The 22,534-nt window shown below is 59.9% G+C and carries 21 protein-coding genes and 2 riboswitches; of the genes, 6 read left to right on the top strand and 15 right to left on the bottom strand.

From position 1 onward, the window contains the following. Positions 1-132: 132 nt before the first annotated feature. From acpP to H2Z84_RS12295, 7 genes are all read right to left on the bottom strand, one after another. The gene (gene acpP, locus H2Z84_RS12325; protein ID WP_019103041.1) at positions 133-372 is read right to left on the bottom strand and encodes an acyl carrier protein; all 240 of its coding nucleotides are present in this window, start codon (positions 370-372) and stop codon (positions 133-135) included. A gap of 108 nt (positions 373-480) precedes the next feature. Then, positions 481-1,218 (bottom strand): 3-oxoacyl-ACP reductase FabG, encoded by a 738-nt coding sequence (gene fabG, locus H2Z84_RS12320; RefSeq protein ID WP_103525189.1) that lies wholly within the window; start codon positions 1,216-1,218, stop codon positions 481-483. A gap of 64 nt (positions 1,219-1,282) precedes the next feature. Further along, on the bottom strand, positions 1,283-2,212 hold the full coding sequence (fabD, locus tag H2Z84_RS12315; RefSeq protein ID WP_181836238.1) for an ACP S-malonyltransferase: 930 nt from the start codon (positions 2,210-2,212) through the stop codon (positions 1,283-1,285). A gap of 154 nt (positions 2,213-2,366) precedes the next feature. Further along, complete coding sequence (locus H2Z84_RS12310) at positions 2,367-3,326, bottom strand: beta-ketoacyl-ACP synthase III (RefSeq protein ID WP_181836237.1); 960 nt, start codon at positions 3,324-3,326, stop codon at positions 2,367-2,369. A 7-nt stretch (positions 3,327-3,333) separates the two neighbouring features. Next, entirely contained in the window at positions 3,334-4,371 is a 1,038-nt protein-coding gene (gene plsX, locus H2Z84_RS12305; protein WP_181836236.1) for a phosphate acyltransferase PlsX, read from the bottom strand. A gap of 65 nt (positions 4,372-4,436) precedes the next feature. Beyond that, positions 4,437-4,616: a 50S ribosomal protein L32 gene (rpmF, locus tag H2Z84_RS12300; protein ID WP_103525193.1), complete on the bottom strand. Its 180-nt coding sequence runs from the start codon at positions 4,614-4,616 to the stop codon at positions 4,437-4,439. Positions 4,617-4,651: 35 nt separating this feature from the next. After that, positions 4,652-5,152, bottom strand: coding sequence for a YceD family protein (locus tag H2Z84_RS12295; protein ID WP_124641959.1), 501 nt, complete (start codon positions 5,150-5,152; stop codon positions 4,652-4,654). A 59-nt stretch (positions 5,153-5,211) separates the two neighbouring features. Between H2Z84_RS12295 and H2Z84_RS12290 the strand changes: the two genes are divergently transcribed. Genes H2Z84_RS12290 through pncB form a run of 3 tightly spaced genes read left to right on the top strand, consistent with a single transcriptional unit; the run spans position 5,212 to position 7,714 of the window. Next, the gene (locus H2Z84_RS12290) at positions 5,212-5,790 is read left to right on the top strand and encodes a Maf family protein (RefSeq protein ID WP_181836235.1); all 579 of its coding nucleotides are present in this window, start codon (positions 5,212-5,214) and stop codon (positions 5,788-5,790) included. After that, positions 5,790-6,494, top strand: a complete 705-nt coding sequence (locus tag H2Z84_RS12285; RefSeq protein ID WP_181836234.1) for an SAM-dependent methyltransferase — start codon at positions 5,790-5,792, stop codon at positions 6,492-6,494. Before H2Z84_RS12290 ends, H2Z84_RS12285 begins: the two co-directional genes overlap by 1 nt. Before the next feature lie 20 nt (positions 6,495-6,514). Further along, positions 6,515-7,714 (top strand): nicotinate phosphoribosyltransferase, encoded by a 1,200-nt coding sequence (pncB, locus tag H2Z84_RS12280; protein ID WP_220272821.1) that lies wholly within the window; start codon positions 6,515-6,517, stop codon positions 7,712-7,714. Positions 7,715-7,717: 3 nt separating this feature from the next. Here pncB and H2Z84_RS12275 read toward each other — a convergent pair whose 3' ends face one another. Beyond that, positions 7,718-8,572 carry a Rossmann-like and DUF2520 domain-containing protein gene (locus tag H2Z84_RS12275; protein ID WP_181836232.1) on the bottom strand — a complete coding sequence of 285 codons (855 nt, stop codon included), beginning with the start codon at positions 8,570-8,572 and terminating at the stop codon, positions 7,718-7,720. A 113-nt stretch (positions 8,573-8,685) separates the two neighbouring features. Here H2Z84_RS12275 and H2Z84_RS12270 point away from each other — a divergent pair, with 113 nt between their 5' ends. The 3 genes from H2Z84_RS12270 to H2Z84_RS12260 all read left to right on the top strand — a co-directional run bounded on the left by H2Z84_RS12270 (position 8,686) and on the right by H2Z84_RS12260 (position 10,791). Continuing rightward, positions 8,686-9,258: a LemA family protein gene (locus tag H2Z84_RS12270; RefSeq protein WP_181836231.1), complete on the top strand. Its 573-nt coding sequence runs from the start codon at positions 8,686-8,688 to the stop codon at positions 9,256-9,258. 3 nt (positions 9,259-9,261) lie between these two features. Then, entirely contained in the window at positions 9,262-10,200 is a 939-nt protein-coding gene (locus H2Z84_RS12265) for a hypothetical protein (RefSeq protein WP_181836230.1), read from the top strand. Positions 10,201-10,332: 132 nt separating this feature from the next. Then, the gene (locus H2Z84_RS12260) at positions 10,333-10,791 is read left to right on the top strand and encodes a BLUF domain-containing protein (RefSeq protein WP_181836229.1); all 459 of its coding nucleotides are present in this window, start codon (positions 10,333-10,335) and stop codon (positions 10,789-10,791) included. A gap of 57 nt (positions 10,792-10,848) precedes the next feature. Here H2Z84_RS12260 and H2Z84_RS12255 read toward each other — a convergent pair whose 3' ends face one another. The 7 genes from H2Z84_RS12255 to gcvT all read right to left on the bottom strand — a co-directional run bounded on the left by H2Z84_RS12255 (position 10,849) and on the right by gcvT (position 21,867). Beyond that, positions 10,849-12,126, bottom strand: coding sequence for an O-acetylhomoserine aminocarboxypropyltransferase/cysteine synthase family protein (locus tag H2Z84_RS12255; RefSeq protein WP_181836228.1), 1,278 nt, complete (start codon positions 12,124-12,126; stop codon positions 10,849-10,851). A 170-nt stretch (positions 12,127-12,296) separates the two neighbouring features. Next, positions 12,297-12,971: a TetR/AcrR family transcriptional regulator gene (locus tag H2Z84_RS12250; protein WP_181836227.1), complete on the bottom strand. Its 675-nt coding sequence runs from the start codon at positions 12,969-12,971 to the stop codon at positions 12,297-12,299. A 188-nt stretch (positions 12,972-13,159) separates the two neighbouring features. Next, complete coding sequence (locus H2Z84_RS12245) at positions 13,160-14,743, bottom strand: ABC transporter substrate-binding protein (RefSeq protein WP_181836226.1); 1,584 nt, start codon at positions 14,741-14,743, stop codon at positions 13,160-13,162. 127 nt (positions 14,744-14,870) lie between these two features. After that, a complete protein-coding gene (locus tag H2Z84_RS12240) occupies positions 14,871-16,880 on the bottom strand; it encodes a putative bifunctional diguanylate cyclase/phosphodiesterase (protein WP_258869395.1) in 2,010 nt (669 codons plus the stop codon). 350 nt (positions 16,881-17,230) lie between these two features. Further along, the gene (gene gcvP / locus H2Z84_RS12235) at positions 17,231-20,083 is read right to left on the bottom strand and encodes an aminomethyl-transferring glycine dehydrogenase (RefSeq protein ID WP_181836225.1); all 2,853 of its coding nucleotides are present in this window, start codon (positions 20,081-20,083) and stop codon (positions 17,231-17,233) included. Between the two features lie 246 nt (positions 20,084-20,329). Further along, positions 20,330-20,713: a glycine cleavage system protein GcvH gene (gene gcvH, locus H2Z84_RS12230; protein ID WP_124641931.1), complete on the bottom strand. Its 384-nt coding sequence runs from the start codon at positions 20,711-20,713 to the stop codon at positions 20,330-20,332. A 65-nt stretch (positions 20,714-20,778) separates the two neighbouring features. Continuing rightward, positions 20,779-21,867, bottom strand: coding sequence for a glycine cleavage system aminomethyltransferase GcvT (gene gcvT, locus H2Z84_RS12225; protein ID WP_181836224.1), 1,089 nt, complete (start codon positions 21,865-21,867; stop codon positions 20,779-20,781). Between the two features lie 40 nt (positions 21,868-21,907). Further along, positions 21,908-22,014, bottom strand: a riboswitch (glycine riboswitch). 10 nt (positions 22,015-22,024) lie between these two features. Beyond that, positions 22,025-22,116, bottom strand: a riboswitch (glycine riboswitch). Between the last annotated feature and the right edge of the window lie 418 nt (positions 22,117-22,534).

Genomic DNA, 22,534 nt, shown 5'->3' with positions numbered 1-22,534 from the left:
CCCGATGATCCCACAACTGCTGTTTGATCATTATTACAATCAAACGAGCGTTTGGAATCCTCTATAACAAAAGAACCTCTGCTGGCGAGCCAAGGCCGCACCGCGCAGAGGTCCTGTACAGGCCTGAAAATATTACTTGTTCAGGTGGGCGGTAACGTAATCCACGGCTTGCTGAACAGTGGTGATCTTTTCAGCTTCTTCGTCCGGGATTTCGCACTCGAACTCTTCTTCCAGAGCCATTACCAGCTCAACGGTGTCGAGGGAGTCAGCGCCCAGATCATCAACGAAGGACGATTCGATCTTGACTTCAGCTTCGTTTACGCCCAGTTGTTCGGCAACGATCTTTTTAACGCGCGCTTCGATGTTTTCCATTTGTCTAAACCCTTGACCTTTCTGATTCGGGATAACAAAACCCGTGTATTCTACAAAAAAAAATTAGAGCAGCCCACCTAAATCTTGTCTTTTGTTCGACAAGCTAGTTCAGGGCATGAACATGCCACCATTTACATGCAGTGTCTGACCGGTGATATAGGCTGCGCGGTCGGATGCCAGGAAGGATGTTGCATCGGCAATATCCTTGGCATCGCCCAGACGGCCCAGGGCAATTTGCCCCACCAGCGCCTCGCGCTGCGCTTCTGGCAGCGCGCGGGTCATGTCGGTATCGATAAAGCCCGGTGCCACGCAGTTGACCGTGATATTACGGCTGCCAACTTCGCGTGCCATGGACTTGGTGAAGCCCATGATACCGGCTTTGGCTGCCGCATAGTTAGTCTGACCTGCATTGCCGGTAGCACCCACCACCGAGGCGATATTGATGATGCGGCCCCAGCGGGCCTTCATCATGCCGCGCAGCACGGCCTTGGATGCCTTGAACACCGATTTGAGGTTGGTGTCCATGATGGCATCCCAGTCGTCGTCCTTCATGCGCATCAACAGGCCATCGCGGGTGATACCAGCGTTGTTGACCAGAATGGCCACGCCGCCGAATTCCTTGTCGATGGCATCCACCAGCGCTTCGATGGCACCGTCTTCGGTCACGTTCAGCACGCGACCGGCACCACCGGCAGCCGCCAGGCGTTCGTTGATGGCAGCAGCACCGGCTTCCGAGGTAGCAGTACCAATGACAATGGCACCCTCGGCTTGCAGCGCATCGGCAATGGCTGCGCCAATGCCGCGCGAAGCGCCGGTTACCAGGGCTACTTTGCCTTGCAGACTCATTTCGGATGTCTCCTTGTTATGGGCGTCAGCACGTGGCGGGCCGGCTGGCGACCCGCCACGGATATCATTGCAGTTCGGCCTTGGCCGTTTCCAGCGCAGCAGCGTCGGTCAGCGCCAGGCACTTGACGTTGCCGTCAATGCGCTTGGCCAGACCAGCCAGCACCTTGCCCGGGCCACACTCGGCCATGGTGACGATGCCGTCGCCAGCCAGCTTCTGGATGGTTTCGGTCCAGCGCACCGGGCTGTACAGCTGGCGTACCAGCGCATCACGGATGTCGGCAGCATCGCTGTAGCTGACTACGTCGGCATTATGCAGCACCGGAATGGCCGGGGGATTGATGTGTACTTGCAGCAGGGCTTCGGCCAACTGCATGCCAGCCGGCTTCATCAGCGCACAGTGCGAAGGCACTGACACCGGCAGCGGCAGCGCACGCTTGGCACCACGGGCCTTGCAGGCTTCCATGGCGCGCTCGACGGCCGCCTTGGAGCCGGCAATCACGACCTGGCCCGGCGAATTGTAATTGACCGCTTCCACTACCTCGCCATTGGCCGCTTCGGCGCACGCAGCGCGCACTTCGTCATCAGACAGGTTGAGGATGGCCGCCATGGCCCCCTGCCCGGCCGGTACGGCGTTCTGCATGGCTTCGGCGCGCAGGCGCACCAGCTTGACGGCTTCGGCAAACGGCAGCGCGCCGGCAGCCACCAGCGCGGTGTATTCACCCAGGCTGTGGCCGGCAACAACAGCAGGTTGCTGGCCGCCTACTTCCTGCCAGGCCAGATACGTGGCCACACCGGCAGCCAGCATGATGGGCTGGGTATTGATGGTGGCATTGATGGCCTCGGCGGAATCCGCCTGCAACATGGCCCACAGGTCCACGCCCAGCGCGGTGGAGGCTTCTTCGAAGGTGTGCTTGACGACCGGCAGGTCGGCAAAGCCATCCATCATTTTCAGGCTTTGCGAGCCCTGACCGGGAAAGAGAAAGGCAAACGCCATAGACAGTCTCCGCAAATACGACGGAATAATAATCGACGGAAGGATGCGACAAACCAGACCATTCTGCCAAGCACTCAGATCAAACGCCCATGTAAATGGGCGTTATCGCATGCGAGGTAGCACATGGCCGTGACCGGCCTTCCGTCGCGAAGAATCAGTACTTCAGCAGCACGGCACCCCAGGCAAAGCCACCGCCAATCCCTTCTAGCAGAATGGTCTGGCCACGCTGGATGCGGCCATCACGCACAGCGTGATCCAGCGCCAGCGGAATGGAGGCAGCCGAGGTATTGCCCTGTTGCGGTAATGTCACGATCACGCGCTCCATCGACATGCCCAAGTGTTTGGCCGTGGATTCGATAATGCGCAGATTGGCCTGATGCGGCACCAGCCAGTCGACTTGCGCCTTGTCCACGCCAGCCTCGGCCAGGGTGGTGGCAGCGATGTCGGACAAGGCCTTGACCGCAAACTTGAATACCGCCGGGCCGTCCATGTGCAAGAAGGGAATACCCTGGATCTTGCCGCCGGAAATCTGCGCCGGGGTATTGAGGATGTCCTTGTAGCGGCCATCGGAAGCCAGCTTGGCATGCAAGATGCCCGGCTCGTCCGACGCGCCCAGCACGACCGCGCCCGCACCGTCGCCAAACAGCACGCAGGTACGGCGGTCTTCCCAGTCCATTACGCGCGACATCACTTCGGCACCGACCACCAGCACTTTGCTGGCCATGCCGCCCTTGATGTAGTTGTGCGCGGTAGTGAGGGCAAACATGAAACCGGCACACACCGCCTGCACGTCGAAGGCAGCACAACCGTGAATACCCAGCTTTTCCTGCAACAAGCAGGCGGTGCTGGGGAAAATCATGTCAGGCGTAGTGGTGGCGACGATGATCAGATCGATCTCGTCCTTGTCGATGCCAGCGCTCTGGATTGCCGCCTCGGCGGCTTTCAGGGCCAGATCACTGGTGGTTTCTTCATCGGACACGATGTGGCGGGCGTGAATGCCAGTGCGCGAAACAATCCATTCGTCACTGGTTTCCACGCGCTCGGCCAGCATCGCATTCGTGAGCACATTGGATGGCAGATAACTGCCAGTGCCTAGAATGCGGGAATGGGCCATGTATTAATCAGTTCGCTTCCGACTCGGGCTGCTTGAGGTTGTTTAATTGGTGGGCAACCCGGTCGGTAATATGACCAATCACGTCGGAGCCGGCTTCCTCGCAAGCCTGTTCCAGCGCGAAACGGAATCCTACGGCATCGGTTCCGCCATGGCTTTTCACCACGATGCCGCGCAGGCCCAGCAGGCTGGCACCATTGTAGCGACGCGGATCGACGCGGTTGCGGAAATGCTTGAGCACCGGCATGGCAGCCAGCGCACACAGGCGGGTCCACCAGTTACGAGTGAATTCCTGCCGCAGGAAGTAGGCAATCATGTGCGCCAGCCCCTCGGCTGATTTGAGCGCCACATTGCCGGTAAAACCGTCGCAGACTACCACATCTACCGTGCCTTTGTAGACGTCGTTGCCTTCGACATTGCCGATGAAGTTCAGCTCGGACTGGCGCAGGTATTCGCCGGCGCGCTTGACGCTGTCGTTACCCTTGATGTCTTCCGAACCGATATTGAGCAGCCCGACACGCGGGTTGGCATTGCCGGTAATGCTGGATACCAGCTCCGAACCCATGATGCCGAACTGCAGGAGTTGTTCTGAGGTGCAATCGACGTTGGCGCCCAGGTCCAGCATGCAGGTGCTGCCCTTGACTGACGGCATCATCTTGGCGATGGCCGGTCGTTCGATGCCCGGGATGGTCTTGAGGACAAAGCGTGCGGTCGCCATCAGCGCGCCGGTATTACCGGCAGACACGGCAGCTTGCGCTTCGCCTTCCTTGACCAGATTGATCGCCACCCGCATCGACGAATCTTTCTTGTTTTTCAGGGCCAGTTGCGGCGACTCGTCCATGCCGACCACTTGCGTGGCATGGCGGATATGGACGCGCGAACGCGCAACACCCTGATGGCGGGACAATTCAGCCTCGATGGCTGCCTGGTCTCCGACAAGAATCAGATTGGCGTTGGGATGGTCTTGCAGGAATTGGATCGATGCTGGGACGGTGACCTTGAGGCCAACGTCACCGCCCATTGCATCAACCGCGACGGTGATAGTCATCAACGTTTACGGTAGTGAAACCTACCTGTTTTTATGAAGGTAAGTATTGGGTGAAAAAGGACGAATTATTCGCCTTTGGTCTTAACGACCTTGCGACCACGGTAGAAGCCGTTCGGGCTGATGTGGTGACGCAGGTGGGTTTCACCGGTCGTCGGCTCGCTAGCCAGCGACGGAGCGGTCAGAAAATCGTGTGCACGATGCATGCCGCGCTTGGACGGGGACTTTTTGTTCTGTTGAACAGCCATGTTCGACTCCTAGGAAAATCGCGTGTATTGATAATTCAAGACTTGGAGATCTTCAACGTGGCCAGCACCGCAAACGGATTGGGCTTGTCAGCCTTGGCACGCGTCAGAGCTTCCGAACCGCATTCGTCGTGTTTCGTCGAGTGCGGCAAGCCCATGATGATTTCGTCTTCGATCATTGCCACCACATCAAGCTCTTCCAGGGCGAGAATGGCGTCCAGCGTTTCGTCCAATTCCACTGCTTCATCCAGCTTTTCCTGCCGGGTGAACAGGGTCACCACCACATCGGTGGCTACCTGGTAAGGCATGGCTTCCAGACAACGCTGGCAGCTTACCATTACGTCTGCATTCACCCGGAGGCGAAGGGACAAACGGGACGAACCATCACGAAAACCTTCCACGGTGTATTCCACCGTACCGGAGGTATCGGACAGGTCGCTGTGCACACGCTCGTCAAGTGCGCTGACGGGCATTTTGCCGGTCATTTCGCGGCCCTCACGGGCGAACTTGAGCGGGTCGATCAAAATCGGGTTAGACATAAACCCAGCATGATATAATCTGCCCCCCTGATTTGTCAAAATAATCAAGCAATACCATCATGCAGATCATACTGGCTTCCACCTCCCGTTATCGTCAGGAAATCATCAGCCGGCTGGGCCTCCCCTTTGAGGCAGTCGCTCCCATTTGTGACGAAACGCCCCTGCCTGGCGAAACCGCACTGGACACCGCGGTACGCCTGGCGCGCAGCAAGGCCCAGTCGCTGGCCACCCGCTACCCTGCGGCCTTGATCATCGGCTCCGATCAGGTAGCCTTGCTCGACGGCCAGCAGATCGGCAAGCCTGGCTCCTTTGAAAAGGGCGTGGCCATGCTGCAATGGATGAGCGGCCGCACCGTGGTGTTTCACTCGGCACTGGCGCTTTACAACAGCGCCAATGGTCGGCTGCAGGAAACGGTGGGCATTACCCGCGTTACCTTGCGCCAGCTCACCGAACAGCAAATACGCAACTATCTGACGCGCGAACCGGATGCCCTGCATTGCGCCGGGAGCGCCAAGAGCGAAGGCCTGGGCGGCGCACTGTTGCAAAAAGTGGAATCGGACGACCCCAATGCCCTGATCGGCGTGCCGCTGTTCGACCTGATCAGCATGCTGAATGCCGAAGGCGTGGAGATACTGTAATGAGTGGAAGCCTGTTTCTGATTCCCGCCCCGCTGGGCGATGAAAGCATCGCCTGGCTGCCGGCAGCCGAGGCAGCCAAAGTGCTGCATATCCGCCACTTTGTGGTAGAGGCAGAGAAGACTGCCCGCAAGCACCTGAAAGCGCTGGGCGTCAGCACGCCGATTCGCGAGCTGGCGATGAGTACGCTGAATGAACACACCAAACCCGGCGATGTAGCCGCCCTGCTCACACCCCTGCTGGCGGGTGAAGACGTGGGCCTGATCTCCGAAGCGGGCTGTCCGGCGGTGGCCGATCCCGGTGCGCAACTGGTAGCACTGGCGCATGAACGCGGCATCCGCGTGGTGCCGCTGATCGGCCCCTCGTCCATTCTGCTGGCTCTGATGGCTTCGGGAGCCAATGGCCAGTGCTTTGCCTTTCATGGCTATCTGCCGGTGGATGCTGCAGAAAAGGCCAAGCTGGTAAAGGAGCTGGAGCAACGCTCGCGCCAGCGCAATGAAACCCAGGTATTCATCGAAACGCCTTACCGCAACAATGCCCTGCTACAACAGTTGCGCGAGACACTGGCCCCCACCACCCGGCTGGCAGTGGCCTGCGACCTGACCCTGCCGACGGAAACCATCGTCAGCCGCCTGGTGAAGGACTGGCCGCAAGCTGCGCCGGATTTTCACAAGCGCCCGGCCATTTTCATCCTGCACGCTGCCTGAAAGGCCATCCCATGCCCAAGCTGCCGCCGCTGATCCATTCGCTGCTGGATACCGACCTGTACAAGTTCACCATGCTGCAGGCGATTCTGCACCAGTTTCCGGCAGCTTACGGGCAATATGCATTCCGCTGCCGCAACCAGCCGGATTACCCGCTGTCGCAGCTGTACCAGGAAGTGGAAGCCCAGCTGGACTGGCTGTGCCAGCTACAGTTTACCCAGCCGGAACTGGCCTATCTGCGCAGCTTGCGTTTCATCAAGAGTGATTTTGTCGACTACCTGGAACTGTTCCACCTGCAGCGCCGCTTTATCCGGGTGGAATGCGACGGCGACGCACTGAACATTCATATCGAAGGACCGCTGGTACAGGCCATGTTCTTCGAGATTTTCGTACTGGCCATCGTCAACGAGCTGTATTTCCGCCGGCTGGATACCCCACAGGTGCGCGAGGAAGGCCAGCGCCGGCTGGATGAGAAGATTGCCACCCTGCTGCGCTTCGAGGCCGAAGAAAGCGCCCAGCAGCGCTTCCCCTTGCTGATTTCGGATTTCGGCACGCGCCGCCGCTTCAGCCGCGAATGGCAGCAACAGGTGGTGGAGCAGCTCAATGCCGCCCTGCCCAAAGTATTCCGTGGCACCAGCAATGTGTGGCTGGCATGGAAGCTGGGCATCACCCCCATCGGCACCATGGCACACGAATTCTTCCAGGCATTTCAGGCCTTGGGCGTGCGGCTGCGCGATTTTCAGAACGCCGCGCTGGAAGCCTGGGTGCAGGAATACCGCGGCGACCTGGGTATCGCACTCACCGATGTGGTGTGCATGGACGCCTTCCTGGCTGATTTCGACCTGTACTTCGCCAAGCTGTTCGACGGCCTGCGCCACGACAGCGGCGACCCGACCGAGTGGGCGGACAAGGCCATTGCCCACTACCGCAAGCTGCGCATCGACCCGGCCACCAAGATGCTCACTTTCAGCGACGGCCTGAGCGTGGACAAGGCACTGGAGCTGCACCGCCGCTACAGCCCGCACATCCAGGTGAGCTTTGGCATCGGCACCCACTTTACTAATGATATGGGGCTGGAGCCGCTGCAGATCGTGCTGAAACTGGTGAGCTGCAATGGTCAGCCGGTGGCCAAGCTGTCGGACAGCCCGGGCAAGACCATGTGCAGCGACCAGACCTTCCTCGCCTATCTGCGCCAGGTGTTCAAAGTAGCCCAGCCGGACTGAGCTTCAGCCTTGCAGCAGTGCCAACAGGCGCTGCTGCGCATCCGCACTCAGACGCTCCCCTGCCAGTGCCACGGTGCGCTCGCCCAGAGCACGGTAGGCCGGCTGCCAGTTTGCCGGCAGTACCGCCAGATGTCGCGCCACGGTAGCCACATCCCCCCGCACAATCGGCCCGGTCAGCGCGGCCTGCGGCCCCATGCTCAAGACATTGGCCAGACTACCCTGCATCAACGACCCCAGCAGGGCTGGCAACAGCTGTTCGTCCACGCCGCCTTGCCGCGCCAGCTGGCGGGCCATGTCAGTCAGCGTCACCAGATAATTGGATGCCACCGACAAGGCCGCGTGATATGCCGCCTTACCACCCGGAGCCAGCGCAAACGGCCGCGCACCGATGGCAGCCGCAAAATCCTGCAGCGCCACACATGCCGCCGCATCGCCCTCCAGCGCGCACATGGTGCCGGCAAATTGCTCGACCGCCCGCGCCGGGTCGGCAAAGGAAAAAGCCGGGTGCAGACTGGCGACATGCGCACCCGCCGCACGCAGCGGCGCCAGCACCTCGGCTTCGGCAGCACCGCTGGCATGGAATACCACGCAACCGGGCCGCACCACGTCGTTGTCCAGCAAGGCCTGCGCCACACTGGCAATGGCGTCGTCCGGTACCGACAGCAGCAACAGGTCCGCCGCAGCCAGATCCTTCAGCTCATCAACAGCACGTCCCTGACCAATAAACGCCAGCGCCTCCAGCGCTGACGCGTGACGACCCGCCAGGCAATCCACCACCTGCCACTTGCCACTGGCCACCGCCAGCCGGCCCAGAGTGCGGCCGACGCGGCCAGTCCCGACGATGCTCAATCCCTGCATGACCCATCCTCTTTCTTGACACTATTGGCGGCATGTCTGACCATGCCGCTAGAATAATCCTACTTAACAGCATTTTACCCGCCGCCACAGCCGCTTCCGGGGGAGTCCACATCATGAAACTGGTGATTTTCCTTGGCGTCATCGCCGTCATCCTGTTTTATTTCATCACCCTGTACAACGCACTGGTCAATCTCAAGCATGCCGTGGCGCGTAGCTGGGCCAATATCGACGTACTGCTCAAACAACGCCACGACGAACTGCCCAAGCTGGTGGAAGTGTGCAAGCAGTATGCCCAGTTCGAGCAGCAAACCCTCAGCCGTGTGATGGAAGCCCGTTCGGCTGTGGCGCAATATGCCCAGAGCCGCAATATGGAAGGGCTGGGCCACGAGGAAGACAAGCTGCGCGGCTTGATCGGCCAGGTGCTGGCCGTGGCGGAAGCCTACCCCGAACTCAAGGCCGACCAGCAGTTTAGCCATTTGTCCGAGCGCATCAGCCAGCTGGAAGACCATATTGCCGACCGGCGCGAACTGTACAACGACGCCGTCAACCTCAACAACGTGCGCATCGAGCAATTTCCCGATGTGCTGATCGCCCGCCTGTTCAATTTCCCCACCGCCCGCGCCCTGCAGTTTTCCGCAGCAGAAAAGCGCGATGTCGACCTGCGCCAGCTGTTTCAGCGGGACTAAACCATGCTGTGGCTCAGTTCGCACTGGACACGTAGCGGCTGGGCCGCCTTCGGTCTGTACCTGTTGCTGGCCTATATCGGCCTCAAGCTGGGGCTGCACGGCTTTACCCACATCATTCTGCCCTTGATGCTGGCCTGCGGCCTGATTGGCTGGTGGCTGAATTACCGCCGCTACCGGCTGATTGCCGACACGCCAACTGCCCATGCCGTTTCTGCGGCGCTGGGTCATGTGGAATTATGCGGCGTCGCCCGCAATCACCCACAGGCGGCCAATTACAGTCCTTATTCCGGCCGCCGCTGCGTCTGGTATCGCTGCTGGCGCTATCACAATGACCGGCGCGGGCTGAATGGCAACAATACGCTGGATCCCTTTGAGCGCAGCAGCCTGGCAACGCTGCCGGAAAACTCCGAGCTTTCCTTCCTGTTGGTAGATGGCAAACAGGAGGTCATCATCAATCCCGAAGGGGCAGAGGTGATGGCGCCACACCGTGAAAGCTGGCAGGAAGGTAATGAGACGCTGGTAGAAGAATGGATAGCAGAAGGCGACCCGCTCTACGTCCTGGGCCAGCTGCAAAGCCACGGGGGCAGCCTGCCGGATCAGCACAGCTTCCGCCAGGATGTCGGCGCCAAGCTGGCCGAATGGAAACAAGACCAGCCCGCCCTGCTGCGCCGCCACGACCTGGACGGCGATGGCAAGATCAGCGAGCAGGAATGGCTGCTGGTGCGGGCAGCAGCCGAGCGCGAGGTGCGGCAAAACTACCAGCAACTGGCCAGCACGCCTCCTACCTTGCATATCGGCAAGCCGGATGACGGCAAGCCCTACCTGATCAACACCCTGTCTCCCCGGCAGGTGGCGCGCAGTTATCGCCTGCGTGCCTGGCTGCATGCACTGGCCGCCCTGCTCAGCTTCATCGCCTGGCTATACCGCGGCCTGTCCGCCTAGTGAAGCCCATGCAATGCCCACGGCGAGCGCAGACGTTCACCGCGGCGAGTGCATGACAAGACAATTCCACCTATCATTAGCCAGCCTGCATACCCTGCAGCAACAAGAGCGCCACAGCGCCGGGAGACAAGCATGATCCGCCTGATTTATTCCAGCGCCCTCAACCCTGCCTATGCCGTGCAGGAGCTGCACGGCCTGCTGGCCAGCTACCGGGCGCGCAACCAGCACATGGGCATCAACAGCCTGCTACTGCTGATGAACAAGGACTTCCTGCAAATGCTGGAAGGCGAAGAGGAAGCCATCGATGAACTGTATGCCTTCATCCAGCAAGACAAGCACCACCTGCAGCTGACCCTGCTGTCGCGCGAAACGGTGAGCCAGCCCAGCTTTCCCAATCAGCCGCTGGTCTTCGTGGATACCGAGGAGCTGGCGCGCAAGCTGGGACACCCGGTGCACCTGAGCAATATCGCGCCGCACGGCGAGCTGGACCATGCCGAACGCGCCAAACGCTTTGTGCAGGAATTCATCAATGGCAAGTGGCACCATCATCTGCCCAATGGCCAGAACCCTCAGGTGGTCCACCGGCGCTGATCCGGCGCGCAAGAAAAAGGCTGCCGGATGGCAGCCTTTTTTATTGGCAGATCACGCTTACAAGGCTGCAGCCTGCAGCGCCTGATCCACATCAGCCAGGATGTCGTCGATATGTTCGATGCCGATGGACAGGCGAATCAGCTCGGGACGCACCCCGGCCTTGAGCTGTTCTTCCGGCGACAGCTGGCGGTGGGTGGTGGAGGCCGGATGGCAGGCCAGGCTCTTGGCATCGCCGATATTCACCAGGCGGGTCACCAGTTGCAGGGCATCGATAAAGCGGCCACCGGCCTCGATGCCACCCTTGATGCCGAAGGACAGAATGCCCGACGCACGGCCACCCATGTATTTATCCACCAGCGGCTTGCTGGGGCTGCCCGGCAAGGCGCCATACTCCACCCACTCTACTGCCGGATGGGCTTGCAGGCGCTCGGCCACCTTGAGCGCGTTGTCGCAGATGCGGTCCAGCCGCAGCGCCAGGGTTTCGATGCCCTGCAGGATGAGGAAGGCATTAAACGGCGAAATCGCTGCACCCATATTGCGCAGCGGCACCACGCGGGCACGGGCGATATAGGCAGCCGGCCCCAGAACTTCTACATAATTCACACCGTGGTAGCTGACATCCGGCGTATTCAGGCGCACAAAGCGCTCTTTGTGCTCCCCCCAGGGGAATTTGCCGGAATCAACAATGATGCCGCCAATGCTGGTGCCATGACCGCCCAGGTATTTGGTGAGGCTGTGTACCACGATGTCGGCACCATGCTCGAAGGGACGGCACAGATAGGGCGACGGCACGGTATTGTCGACGATCAGCGGCAGGCCGTGCTTGTGGGCTTCTTCGGCAAAGGCGGCGAAGTCCACCACATTGCCCAGCGGATTGCCCACCGATTCGCAGAACACCGCCTTGGTCTTGTCATCCACCAGCTTGCTGATGGAGGCCGGATCCTTGTAATCGATGAAGCGCACTTCGATGCCCAGCTGCGGGAAGGTGTGGGCAAACAGATTGTAAGTGCCGCCGTACAGCGTGCTGGTGGCAATGATGTTGTCGCCGGCTTCGGCAATGGTCTGGATGGCATAGCTGATAGCCGCCATGCCGGAGGCCACCGCCAGCGCGCCGATACCGCCTTCCAGTGCGGCCACGCGCTTTTCCAGCACATCGGTAGTGGGGTTCATGATGCGGGTGTAGATATTGCCCTGCACCTTGAGGTCGAACAGGTCGGCACCGTGCTGGGTGCTGTCAAAGGCATAGCTGGTGGTCTGATACAGCGGAACGGCCACCGCCTTGGTGGTGGGGTCCGGGCTGTAGCCGCCGTGCACGGCCAGTGTTTCCAGTTTCATCTTTTTCTCTCCTGTGGCTTTGCGCCTGTTGCATATCGGCCTAACCATACCGGCAGCAGGGATGGAAGCCAAGCCGGATTTCCTGCAAAGCTTATGAAAATTCTGGCCCAGAAAAACAAATGGCCAGTCTGAGACTGGCCATATCCGGCAACACGCACCACAGGGACAAACTAAACAGCAGGCAGCGCCTGTAGCGGTGCCATGCTGGCCAGCACCCGCTCGAAGGGCTGGCGGAAACGGCTGGACACATAGGGGGCCAGGAAATACAGCAGGCTCAGACAGCCCTCGCGGGCCACTACCTGTGCCTCCTGCGGACAGCGGGCGATGTCGGGCCGGGCAATCCAGCCGGTTTGCAACAGCTGGAAATTGCGCGCCAGAAAACCGATCTGTACGTCGTCGCCTTCCAGCATGCCCTGATCGCGCAGCTTGAAAAACAGCTTTTCCACGCCACGGCTGATCAGCCCGGCCTCGATCTTGCTGTAGCTTTCCCGCAGCGACTGATTGACCGAAAACAGGCTGGAGATGCTCTGCGGGATGAAACGGAAGGTCCACAGGTGGCGCAAGACCTTTTCCAGCAGCGACACCAGCCCCTCAATCGAAGCATTCACGCTCAGCTCGCCGGCGGCATTGAGGTAATCAGCCATGCCTTTGGAGTAACGGCGATACAGCTCGTTGATGATGTCTTCCTTGCAGGCAAAGTGGTAATACAAATTGCCGGTGCTGATATTCAGATAGCGCGCGATGTGATTGGTGGTGACGCTACGCTCGCCCTGCTGGTTGAACAGCTGCAGGCTGGCTTCGACAATGCGGTCAAAGGTTGGACTTTTGCTTTCTTTGCGACTCATGGCAGGTTCTTCCCGATGTGCGGAACCCCGGGACAGACTGTTCCCGGCACCCGCTGCGTCTGTGATCGACAAACACCGGCGTATGATACCGCAAGCCAGCCGCTGCCAGCACCTGCTTCGCGGTAGGCAACTGCGCTAGCAATAGAAAAAGGCAGCGTTACGCTGCCTTTTTCTGTCTGCGTCAGCGCCTACTTCACGCTTACCGCACCGAAATTGACGCGGCCAAAGGGGTTGGCAACAAAGCCGGCCACTTCCTTGCGCTCCAGCACATAGGCGGTGGGGTGAGCCAGTGGCAGCCACAGCGCCTGATCGCTGATCTGCTTTTGCGCCTGCAGATAGAGCTTGCTGCGCTGGGCAAAGTCGCTGGTTTTCTTCCCGTCGCTAATCAGCTTGTCCAGCTTCGGATTGCAGTAACGGGCGAAATTGGTGCCGGACTGCACTGCGGCGCAAGAGAACTGCGGCGTGAGGAAGTTATCCGGGTCGCCGTTATCCCCGGCCCAGCCCATGAACAACAGATCATGCTCGCCAGCCTTGCCACGCTTGATCAGCTCGCCCCACTCGATCACCTTGATCTGCGCCCGGATACCCACCTTGGCCAGATCAGCCTGCAACAGCTCGGCCCCGGCCTTGGGGTTGGGGTTGAGCGTGCTGCCACTTGGCCTTACCCAGATGGTGGTATCAAAACCATTGGCCAAGCCGGCCTGTGCCAGTAGCTTCTTGGCGCGGGTGAGGTCTTGCGGATAAGGCTTGATGGCCTTGTTATAGCTCCAGGTATTGGGCGGGTAAGGCAGAGTGGCCGCAGTGGCGGTGCCATCGAACACGGTTTTCAGATAGGTGGTCTTGTCAAAAGCCAGGTTGATGGCCTGACGCACCAGCACATTGTCAAAGGGCTTGTGCTGGCTGTTGATGGCGACAAAGGCTGTCATGAAGGCCGGTGTTTCCAGCACACGTATCTTGCTGTCGTCCTTCACCGCCAGCACATCCTGCGGCTTCGCGGACAGGGCCAGCTGGCACTCGCCGGCTTTCAGCTTTTGCACCCGTACGGTGGCATCCGGGGTAATGGCATATACCAGTGCCGATACCTTGGGCTTGGTGCCCCAGTATGCCGGATTAGGCTGATAGCGCACCACGCTGTCCTTCTGGAAGCTGCGCAGCACGAAAGGCCCGGTGCCAACAGGCTTGCTGTTCAGCTCGGCCTGCTTGCCTGCCGCCAGCAACTGGCCGGCATATTCGGCCGAGTAGATGGAGGCAAACCCCATGCTGAGCGTGGACAGGAAGGTGGACTCGGGGTAGTTCAGCTCGAAGCGCACCGTGTTGTCGTCCAGCTTGCTGACCGACTTGATCAGCTTGGGCAGCTGCATGGACTGGGCATGCGGGTAGCCATTGGCGGCGGTCTTGTACCAGGGGTGCTCGGGGTTGAGCATGCGCTGGAAGGTGAACACCACGTCGTCGGCATTGAGCTTGCGCGTAGGTTTGAAATAATCGGTGCTATGGAATGCCACGCCTGGGCGCAGCTTGAAGGTGTAGCTGAGGCCGTCCGGGCTTACCTGCCAGGCCAGGGCCAGGCCGGGCTGCAGTTTGCGGCTGACCGCATCGTATTCCACCAGCCGGTTCATCAGCACATCAGCCGAGGCATTGGTGGTGACCAGGGAGTTGTACTGCACCACGTCAAAGCCTTCCGGATTGGCATCGGTACAGACGGTAAGCGGTTTGGCGGCCAGCGCCAGCGGGCTGGCCAGCGTCAGGGCCAGCGCGAGGGTTCGCAGAGTCATGTTGGTCTCCATGCGGGGGAAGGCCGCCATGCGTGCGGGGCCCCGCTTGGGCATCAGCTTAAGGGAAGATGCGGCAAAATCAAATGATGCATTCCCGCTAAGCTTATTCATCTTGTGGCGCGGTGGCTCAGGGGCTGTAGTGCAGCAGCTCGTTGAAATGCGCCAGCGAAACCGGCCGACTGCACAGATAGCCTTGATACTGCTGGCAGCCCTGCTGGCGCAGCCAGTCGAGCTGAGCGTGGGTTTCCACTCCTTCGGCCACCATATTCAGCGAGAGAATCCGACACAGACTGGTGATGAGCTGCGGAATCGCCGAGCTTTGTGGCAGACCGGAAATAAATGAGCGGTCGATTTTCAGGGTATTGAGGGGATAGTTCTGCAAATAGGCGAGGTTGGAATAGCCGGTGCCAAAATCATCGATGGCGATGGCAAAACCCATGGTGCGCAAGCTGGCCAGCGTATCCAGCGTGTTCTGATCATGCGCCAGCAGCAGCGATTCAGTAATTTCCAGTTCGATAGCCGCGGCACGACAGTTGCTGGCTTGCAAAATCTGCTGCAAGACATCCGGCAAGGCCGGATCGCCAAACTGGCTGGCCGACAGATTGACCGATACCTGCAGCAACCTGCCCTGTGCTTCCCAGTTGGCCAATTGGGAAGCCACCTGCGCCAGTATCTGGCGGTCCAGCTCGCGGATCACGCCGCTTTCCTCGCACACCGGAATGAAACTGTCGGGAAACAGCAGGCCACGCTCGGGGTGCCGCCAGCGCGCCAGTGCCTCGGCACCGACGATCTCGCCAGTTAAACAATCCACGCGTGGCTGGTAGAAGGCTTCGAACTCGCCATTTTCCAGGCCACGGCGGATTTCATACTCCAGGGCGAGACGGGTCCGCGCCCGGGCGTCCATCGCCTTGTTGTAGAACTGGATACCATTGCGGCCGGCATCCTTGGCGCTATACATTGCCAGATCAGCATGACGCATATGGCTCTGGATATCTTCGGCTCCGTCCTGGCACAGACTGATGCCCACCGAGGCCGTCAACCTGACTTCCTGTCCGCGCAACCATAGTGGCCGTGCCAATGCCTCGACAATGGCGGCGGCCAGCGTAGCGGCCTGTTCCTGCACTTGAGGCGCGCACAACAGCACCAGGAATTCATCCCCGCCCTGCCGTGCCAGTTGCTGCGCGGGTGCCAGCAGCGACTTCAGCCGTTCGCCCATCTGCACCAGCAGCAAGTCGCCAAAAGTGTGGCCCAGGCTGTCATTGATATTCTTGAAACGGTCCAGATCGATACACAACAAGGCCGCTTGCTCACCCTGGCCCTTGGCCTGCTGCAACAAGGCCGGATAGCACTGCAAGACAAAGTTGCGGTTGGGCAGCCCGGTCAGGCTGTCGTGCATGGCGAGATAACGGGCACGGGCTTCGGCGTCTTTCAGTTCGCTGACATCCACCTCACTGATCAACACGGCATTTTCACCGGTCACCGCATCGCGACAATGGCGTGCCGACACTTCGTGCCAGCGCTCGCCATGACGAGTCATCACCTGTGCCACCAGCCGCCCCTTGCCCTGCTGCTGTAATTGCAGCTGTAGCAGCTCACGGTCCGCAATATGGATCAGATGCTCCTGCCAGCACTCGGCAGGATCTATCACCTTCTCGCGCGCAGCCGGGTTGCGGTACAAGGCCGGGCCATCCGCCTGATAAAGGGTGATCAGCACCGGCAAGTGCAGCAATGCCTCGGCACTGCGCAGAGTGTTCGGATCTGCCTGCAATTCGCCCAGTGCCTCGCACAGCATCATCATGCTGCCCTGATGGCGCAGGCCGGTGAACACCACTTGCAAGCTGCGCGGCTTGCCATTGGGGTAGAGTGTCCACGATTCGGAAAACTCCATCTCGAAACGTTCGAAATCACTCTGATACTGGCGCAGTCGACGCGCTACCGACTCGGACATGTCGCGGCCCATATCGCGCTCGCACAGCTCTTCCAGGCTGCCGGCATCCCATACCTTGAGAGCCGCCGCATTGGCCCAGTGCACCCGCTGCCGGTCAATATCGAATACCCACACCGGATGCCGCAGCCTTGCCAGCAAGGCAAAGCGTGCCATCGTCTCTTCGGTAAGCGGTATTAGCTCGTGCAGCATAGCGACTTTCAACCTAGTCCCAACATGAATATTGCCGTCGCGTTCATTTCACCCTCCCCGGCAATGGAAGGACGGCTATTCTAGCAACCATCCGCCACGCGACTGCTTTTTTTTAAGATATGCCCTTAAAATAAATCTCGCTTCTTTAACATCTATTTGCTTCCCATCGAAGCTTTTCCATGACAAACAACTAAAGCAGAATAGCGGGCTTGCCGCATAGAGCATTTGCTCCAGGACAAAACAGCCCGTTAAACATGGAAAGACTTGCACCTCTGACGGCAGGCCCACAAAAAAACCCCGCTCGCGCGGGGTTTTTGCTGAAGCGGCGGGCAGCCGCCTGGACGGCTGATTTACAGATAGCTGTCGGTACTGGGGCAGCTGCACACCAGGTTGCGGTCGCCATACACGTCGTCGATACGGTTCACGCTCGGCCAGAACTTGTTTTCCAGCACATACGGCAGCGGGAACAGGCCGGTTTCCCGGCTGTACGGGCGCTCCCATTCACCAGCGATGTCAGCCTTGCTGTGCGGTGCATTGCGCAGCGGGTTGTTGTCCGCCGGCCATGTGCCGTTCTGCACCTGGTCGATTTCCTGACGGATGGCGGTCATGGCGGCGATGAAGCGGTCCAGCTCAGCCTTGGGTTCGGATTCGGTCGGCTCGATCATCAGCGTGCCCGGTACCGGGAAGCTCATGGTCGGCGCGTGGAAGCCGTAGTCCATCAGGCGCTTGGCCACGTCCACTTCGGTCACGCCACTGGCGGCCTTGAGCGGACGCAGGTCGATGATGCACTCATGCGCCACACGGCCATTGGCACCGGTGTACAGCACCGGGAAGTGTGCGCCCAGCTTCTTGGCCATATAGTTGGCCGACAGCAATGCGTTTTCGGTGGCGGCTTTCATTCCCTCGGCACCCATCATGCGGATATACATGAAGGAGATGGGCAGAATGGAAGCCGAGCCGAACGGCGCAGCGGAAACCGCAGTCTGACCGGCAACCGCACCCGGCACTTCGGCCACCACGTGGTTGGCCATGAACGGGGCCAGATGGGCTTTCAGGCCGATGGGGCCCATGCCCGGGCCGCCGCCGCCGTGCGGGATGCAGAAGGTCTTGTGCAAATTCATGTGCGATACGTCGGCACCGATATCGGCCGGACGGCACAGGCCTACCTGGGCGTTCAGGTTGGCACCGTCCATATACACCTGGCCACCATGGCTGTGGATGATGTCGCAGATTTCGCGAATCGGCTGTTCGAACACGCCGTGGGTGGACGGGTAGGTAATCATCAGTGCCGCCAGATTGGCCGAATGCTGCTCGGCCTTGGCCTTGAGGTCGGCCACGTCGACGTTGCCGGACTCGTCACACTTCACCACCACCACCTGCATATTCATCATCTGCGCGGTAGCCGGATTGGTACCGTGGGCGGATTGCGGAATCAGGCAGATATTGCGCTGAGCTTCGCCACGCGCTTCGTGGTAACGGCTGATGGCCAGCAGGCCGGCGTACTCACCCTGCGCGCCGGAGTTGGGCTGCATGGAGATGGCATCAAAACCAGTGATGGCTTTCAGCTGGGTTTGCAGATCGTCAATCAGTTGCAGGTAACCGGCAGCCTGATCGCGCGGGGCAAACGGGTGCATATTGGCGAATTCCGGCCAGGTGATGGGAATCATCTCGCTGGTGGCATTCAGCTTCATGGTGCAGCTGCCCAGCGAAATCATCGAGTGATTCATCGCCAGGTCGCGGTTTTCCAGCTTCTTCAGGTAGCGCAGCATCTCGTGCTCGCTGTGGTGGGTGTTGAACACCGGGTGCGTGAAGAAGGCGGATTCGCGCTTGAGGCCGGCCGGGATGGCATCGGCAGCAGCGGCATCCAGCGCGGCGATGTCGGCATCCTTGCCGGTGAACAGCGTGATCAGCGCGGCCAGATCAGCTTCGGTAGCCGCTTCGTGGAAGGCCACGCCCAGCACGGTGGCGGACACGCGACGCAGGTTGTAACCGGCAGCCAGGGCGGCGGCGTAGATGGCGTCGGCATTGGCCGCTTCCACCTGTACGGTGTCGTAGAAACGGTCGAATACCAGCTTGCCACCGGCGCTCTTCACCGCATGGGCGAAGATGGCAGCCAGACGGTGGATGCGGCTGGCAATGCGCTTGACGCCTTCGGCACCGTGGTACACCGCGTACATGCCGGCGATATTGGCCAGCAGTACCTGGCTGGTACAGATATTGGAGTTGGCCTTTTCGCGGCGGATGTGCTGCTCGCGGGTTTGCAGCGCCATGCGCAGCGCGGTCTTGCCCTTGGCATCCACCGACACACCGATGATGCGGCCCGGAGCCGAGCGCTTCATTTCGTCCTTGAAGGCAAAGTAGGCCGCGTGCGGGCCACCATAGCCCATCGGCACGCCAAAGCGCTGGGTATTGCCAATGGCTACGTCAGCACCCATTTCGGCCGGCGACTTCAGTGCCACCAGCGCCATGATGTCGGCGGCCACCACGGCCACACCACCCTTGGCCTTGATGGCGGCAATGTAGGGCGTCAGATCAAACAGGTCACCGGCTTCGCCTGGATACTGGAACAGCGCACCGAAATAATCGCCATTGCCAGCTTGTTCCGGATGGCCGGAAACCAGCTCGAAACCGAAGTACTTGGCTCGGGTTTTCATCACGTCCAGCGTTTGCGGCAGCACGCGGCTGTCGACAAAGAACTGCGCGGACTTGCTCTTGGACACGCGGCGCGCCATGGCCATGGCTTCGGCGGCGGCGGTGGCTTCGTCCAGCAACGAGGCATTGGCCATTTCCAGGCCGGTCAGGTCCATCACCATTTGCTGGTAATTCAGCAGCGCTTCCAGACGACCCTGGGCAATTTCAGCCTGATACGGGGTGTAAGCGGTGTACCAGCCCGGGTTTTCCAGCACATTGCGCAGGATGACGGTGGGGGTCAGCACCGGGTAGTAACCCAGCCCGATGAAAGATTTGTTGACGATGTTGCGGCTGGCCACGGCCTTGAGAGCAGCCAGGGCTTCGGCTTCCGGCACCGGGGACGGCAGGTCCAGCGCACGGTTCAGGCGGATGTCGGCCGGCAGGGTCTGGGCAACCAGATCGTCCAGCGAGGCAGCACCGATTTCGGCCAGCATGTCGCTGCGCTCGGCATCGGAGGGGCCGATATGGCGGGCAATGAATTCGTTGCGATTAAACAGGGAAGCAAGTGTCATGGGGGTGTCCGGTAATGAAGAGCAGAACCAGAGAATCCATTCAAGATCTAGCGAGCTAGAGCGAGACAAGGCGAAAACGATCGATAAAAAATGGGGAAGCGGAATTTACACAGCGTAAATGCGCATTCCGTAAATCTTTTTAACGTCGTATCGCCCCATGTCTACTAGCCCAGCAGATATTGAGCGGGTTCTGAAAGTGAAAAAGCCCCGCGATGGGATGCATCACGAGGCTTTTTTACCGTGCAATCAGGCGCCGATTTCCTTGGCGTAGCCAGCTGCATCCAGCAGGCTGTCCAGATCAGCGGCATTGGCCGGCTTGATCTTGAAGAACCAGCCAGCGGCATAAGGCTCGCTGTTGGCCAGCTCGGGAGCGGCTTCCAGTTCGGCATTCACTTCCAGGATTTCGCCAGCAATCGGAGCGTACACGTCGGACGCGGCCTTTACCGATTCCACTACGCCAGCTTGCTCTTCGGCAGCCAGCTGCGCGCCCACTTTCGGCAGCTCGACAAACACGATGTCGCCCAGCAGCTCTTGTGCGTGTTCGGTAATGCCCACGGTTACGGAACCGTCAGCTTCCAGACGCAGCCATTCGTGGCTGGCAACGTATTTCAGGTCGGCAGGAATGCTCATTTGACTCTATCTCCACTAAGTATGCGATGTCGGTGCGGGCAGCCGCTGGCCACCCGAGCCAGTGTTCAGTTGAAAACTTTCTTGCCGTTGCGCACGAACGGCATCTTCACCACGCGGACAGCGGTGAGCGTACCACGCAAATCCACCTGCGCGTTGTCGCCGGTTGCGGCCGGGACACGGGCGATGGCAATAGAATGCTTGAGGGTGGGCGAGAAGGTGCCGCTGGTGATGATGCCCTCACCCACGCCTTCCACTACCACTTTCTGGCCCTCACGCAGCACGCCACGGCCTTCCAGCACCAGGCCCACCTGCTTCATCGGCACACCGGCGGCCTTTTGGGCTTCCAGCGCCTTGCGGCCGATGAAGTCACGGCTGGCCGGTTCCCAGGCAATGGTCCAGCCCATGCCGGCCTGTAGCGGGGACACGGTTTCGTCCATGTCGTGGCCGTACAGATTCATGCCGGCTTCCAGACGCAGGGTGTCGCGCGCGCCCAGGCCAATGGGGGCCACGCCGGCAGCAACGAGTTCATTGAAGAAGGTGATGGCTTCGCCAGCCGGAATCATGATTTCCAGGCCGTCTTCCCCGGTATAGCCGGTACGGGCAAAGAACCAGTCGCCTGCAGGCAAGCCCTGGAATACCTTGAGTGATTGAATGGCGTCGGCCAGTTGCGGCTTTACCGCACAGACCTTGGCAATGGCCGTGGGGCCTTGCACGGCCAGCATGGCCAGGTCGCGACGCACATTGAGGGAGACATCAAAACCGGCCTTGTGGCTATCCATCCAGGCCAGGTCTTTGTCGGTGGTACCGGCATTCACCACCATGCGGTAGCCATAGGAAGTGAGGTAGACAATCAGGTCGTCCACCACGGTGCCGTCTTCGGTCAGCATGCCGGAGTACAGGGCCTTGCCTTCGAAGGGCAGCTTGGCCACATCGTTGGCGATCAGCTGTTGCAGCCAGGCTTTGGCGTCGCTGCCGCTGATGTCGATCACGGTCATGTGGGACACATCGAACATGCCGGCGTCGCTGCGCACGATCTCATGTTCCTTCAGCTGGGAGCCGTAATGGATGGGCATTTCCCAACCGGCGAAATCAACCATCTTGGCGCCAGCGGCGACATGAGCGTCAAACAGGGGGGTACGTTTCGGGGCCGTCATCTGTGCGTCCTTGCAAAGGGGGTGTTTTCCTGTACTGGTACAACACCCCTCTGTCCTGACACCTGAGATTTTCCGGCGGGCGTTTTCAGCCGCCGTTAGCCCCTTCGGTGGCTACCTCGATGGGCAGCGCTCTCCAGAGTAAAGCAGATACGTGATATCCGATGATGCAGTCCTTTTGCCTGAGCGATTGCGGGTGCGCTTGCGCCTTCGGCGGCGGTCTTGCTGACCGCTCTCTCCTGCATGATGCGGCGATTATCGTTGCAGAAACAGGCAAAGGCAAGCCGAGAATATCTTCAGGCAAAGCGATTTATCCTGTTGTTTCCGCTGAATTTTCAATATCGAAAATTTACGAAAAATATAATTGTCACAATATATTCATTAGTGATCACCATTTCGTGACAAACATAAAACAAGGGCTGCCATGGCAGCCCTTGTTGCATTGCTACTTACCTTGCGCCAGTTTTACACAAGGTCTTGCTCGAAGCAGCTCAGTACCACTCGATACCGGTCTTCTCGGTGGAGATGATGGTGCCGGCTTCGCCCTTCACAATGCGCTCGATGTCTTCCAGCGCGCCAATCACCGCACGCTTGCCAGTCAGGCGGGCAAATTCGCAGGCGGCTTCCACTTTCGGACCCATCGAGCCGGCAGCAAAGCCCAGCTTGTCCA

The organism is Aquitalea aquatica (assembly GCF_013911085.1).
Taxonomy (GTDB): Bacteria; Pseudomonadota; Gammaproteobacteria; order Burkholderiales; family Chromobacteriaceae; genus Aquitalea; species Aquitalea aquatica.
Note: the sequence above shows the minus strand (reverse complement) of the source record. Positions and strands in the feature narration are given on the sequence as shown.

Excerpts from the sequence above, each read along its gene's own strand:
- acpP (WP_019103041.1), bottom strand. The coding sequence starts at position 372 with ATGGAAAACATCGAAGCGCGCGTTAAAAAGATCGTTGCCGAACAACTG.
- H2Z84_RS12285 (WP_181836234.1), top strand. The coding sequence starts at position 5,790 with ATGAGTGGAAGCCTGTTTCTGATTCCCGCCCCGCTGGGCGATGAAAGC.
- H2Z84_RS12250 (WP_181836227.1), bottom strand. The coding sequence starts at position 12,971 with ATGAGTCGCAAAGAAAGCAAAAGTCCAACCTTTGACCGCATTGTCGAA.
- fabG (WP_103525189.1), bottom strand. The coding sequence starts at position 1,218 with ATGAGTCTGCAAGGCAAAGTAGCCCTGGTAACCGGCGCTTCGCGCGGC.
- H2Z84_RS12240 (WP_258869395.1), bottom strand. The coding sequence starts at position 16,880 with ATGCTGCACGAGCTAATACCGCTTACCGAAGAGACGATGGCACGCTTT.
- H2Z84_RS12290 (WP_181836235.1), top strand. The coding sequence starts at position 5,212 with ATGCAGATCATACTGGCTTCCACCTCCCGTTATCGTCAGGAAATCATC.
- H2Z84_RS12260 (WP_181836229.1), top strand. The coding sequence starts at position 10,333 with ATGATCCGCCTGATTTATTCCAGCGCCCTCAACCCTGCCTATGCCGTG.
- fabD (WP_181836238.1), bottom strand. The coding sequence starts at position 2,212 with ATGGCGTTTGCCTTTCTCTTTCCCGGTCAGGGCTCGCAAAGCCTGAAA.
- rpmF (WP_103525193.1), bottom strand. The coding sequence starts at position 4,616 with ATGGCTGTTCAACAGAACAAAAAGTCCCCGTCCAAGCGCGGCATGCAT.
- plsX (WP_181836236.1), bottom strand. The coding sequence starts at position 4,371 with ATGACTATCACCGTCGCGGTTGATGCAATGGGCGGTGACGTTGGCCTC.
- H2Z84_RS12265 (WP_181836230.1), top strand. The coding sequence starts at position 9,262 with ATGCTGTGGCTCAGTTCGCACTGGACACGTAGCGGCTGGGCCGCCTTC.
- H2Z84_RS12295 (WP_124641959.1), bottom strand. The coding sequence starts at position 5,152 with ATGTCTAACCCGATTTTGATCGACCCGCTCAAGTTCGCCCGTGAGGGC.
- gcvP (WP_181836225.1), bottom strand. The coding sequence starts at position 20,083 with ATGACACTTGCTTCCCTGTTTAATCGCAACGAATTCATTGCCCGCCAT.
- H2Z84_RS12270 (WP_181836231.1), top strand. The coding sequence starts at position 8,686 with ATGAAACTGGTGATTTTCCTTGGCGTCATCGCCGTCATCCTGTTTTAT.
- gcvH (WP_124641931.1), bottom strand. The coding sequence starts at position 20,713 with ATGAGCATTCCTGCCGACCTGAAATACGTTGCCAGCCACGAATGGCTG.
- H2Z84_RS12255 (WP_181836228.1), bottom strand. The coding sequence starts at position 12,126 with ATGAAACTGGAAACACTGGCCGTGCACGGCGGCTACAGCCCGGACCCC.
- H2Z84_RS12275 (WP_181836232.1), bottom strand. The coding sequence starts at position 8,572 with ATGCAGGGATTGAGCATCGTCGGGACTGGCCGCGTCGGCCGCACTCTG.
- gcvT (WP_181836224.1), bottom strand. The coding sequence starts at position 21,867 with ATGACGGCCCCGAAACGTACCCCCCTGTTTGACGCTCATGTCGCCGCT.
- H2Z84_RS12245 (WP_181836226.1), bottom strand. The coding sequence starts at position 14,743 with ATGACTCTGCGAACCCTCGCGCTGGCCCTGACGCTGGCCAGCCCGCTG.
- H2Z84_RS12310 (WP_181836237.1), bottom strand. The coding sequence starts at position 3,326 with ATGGCCCATTCCCGCATTCTAGGCACTGGCAGTTATCTGCCATCCAAT.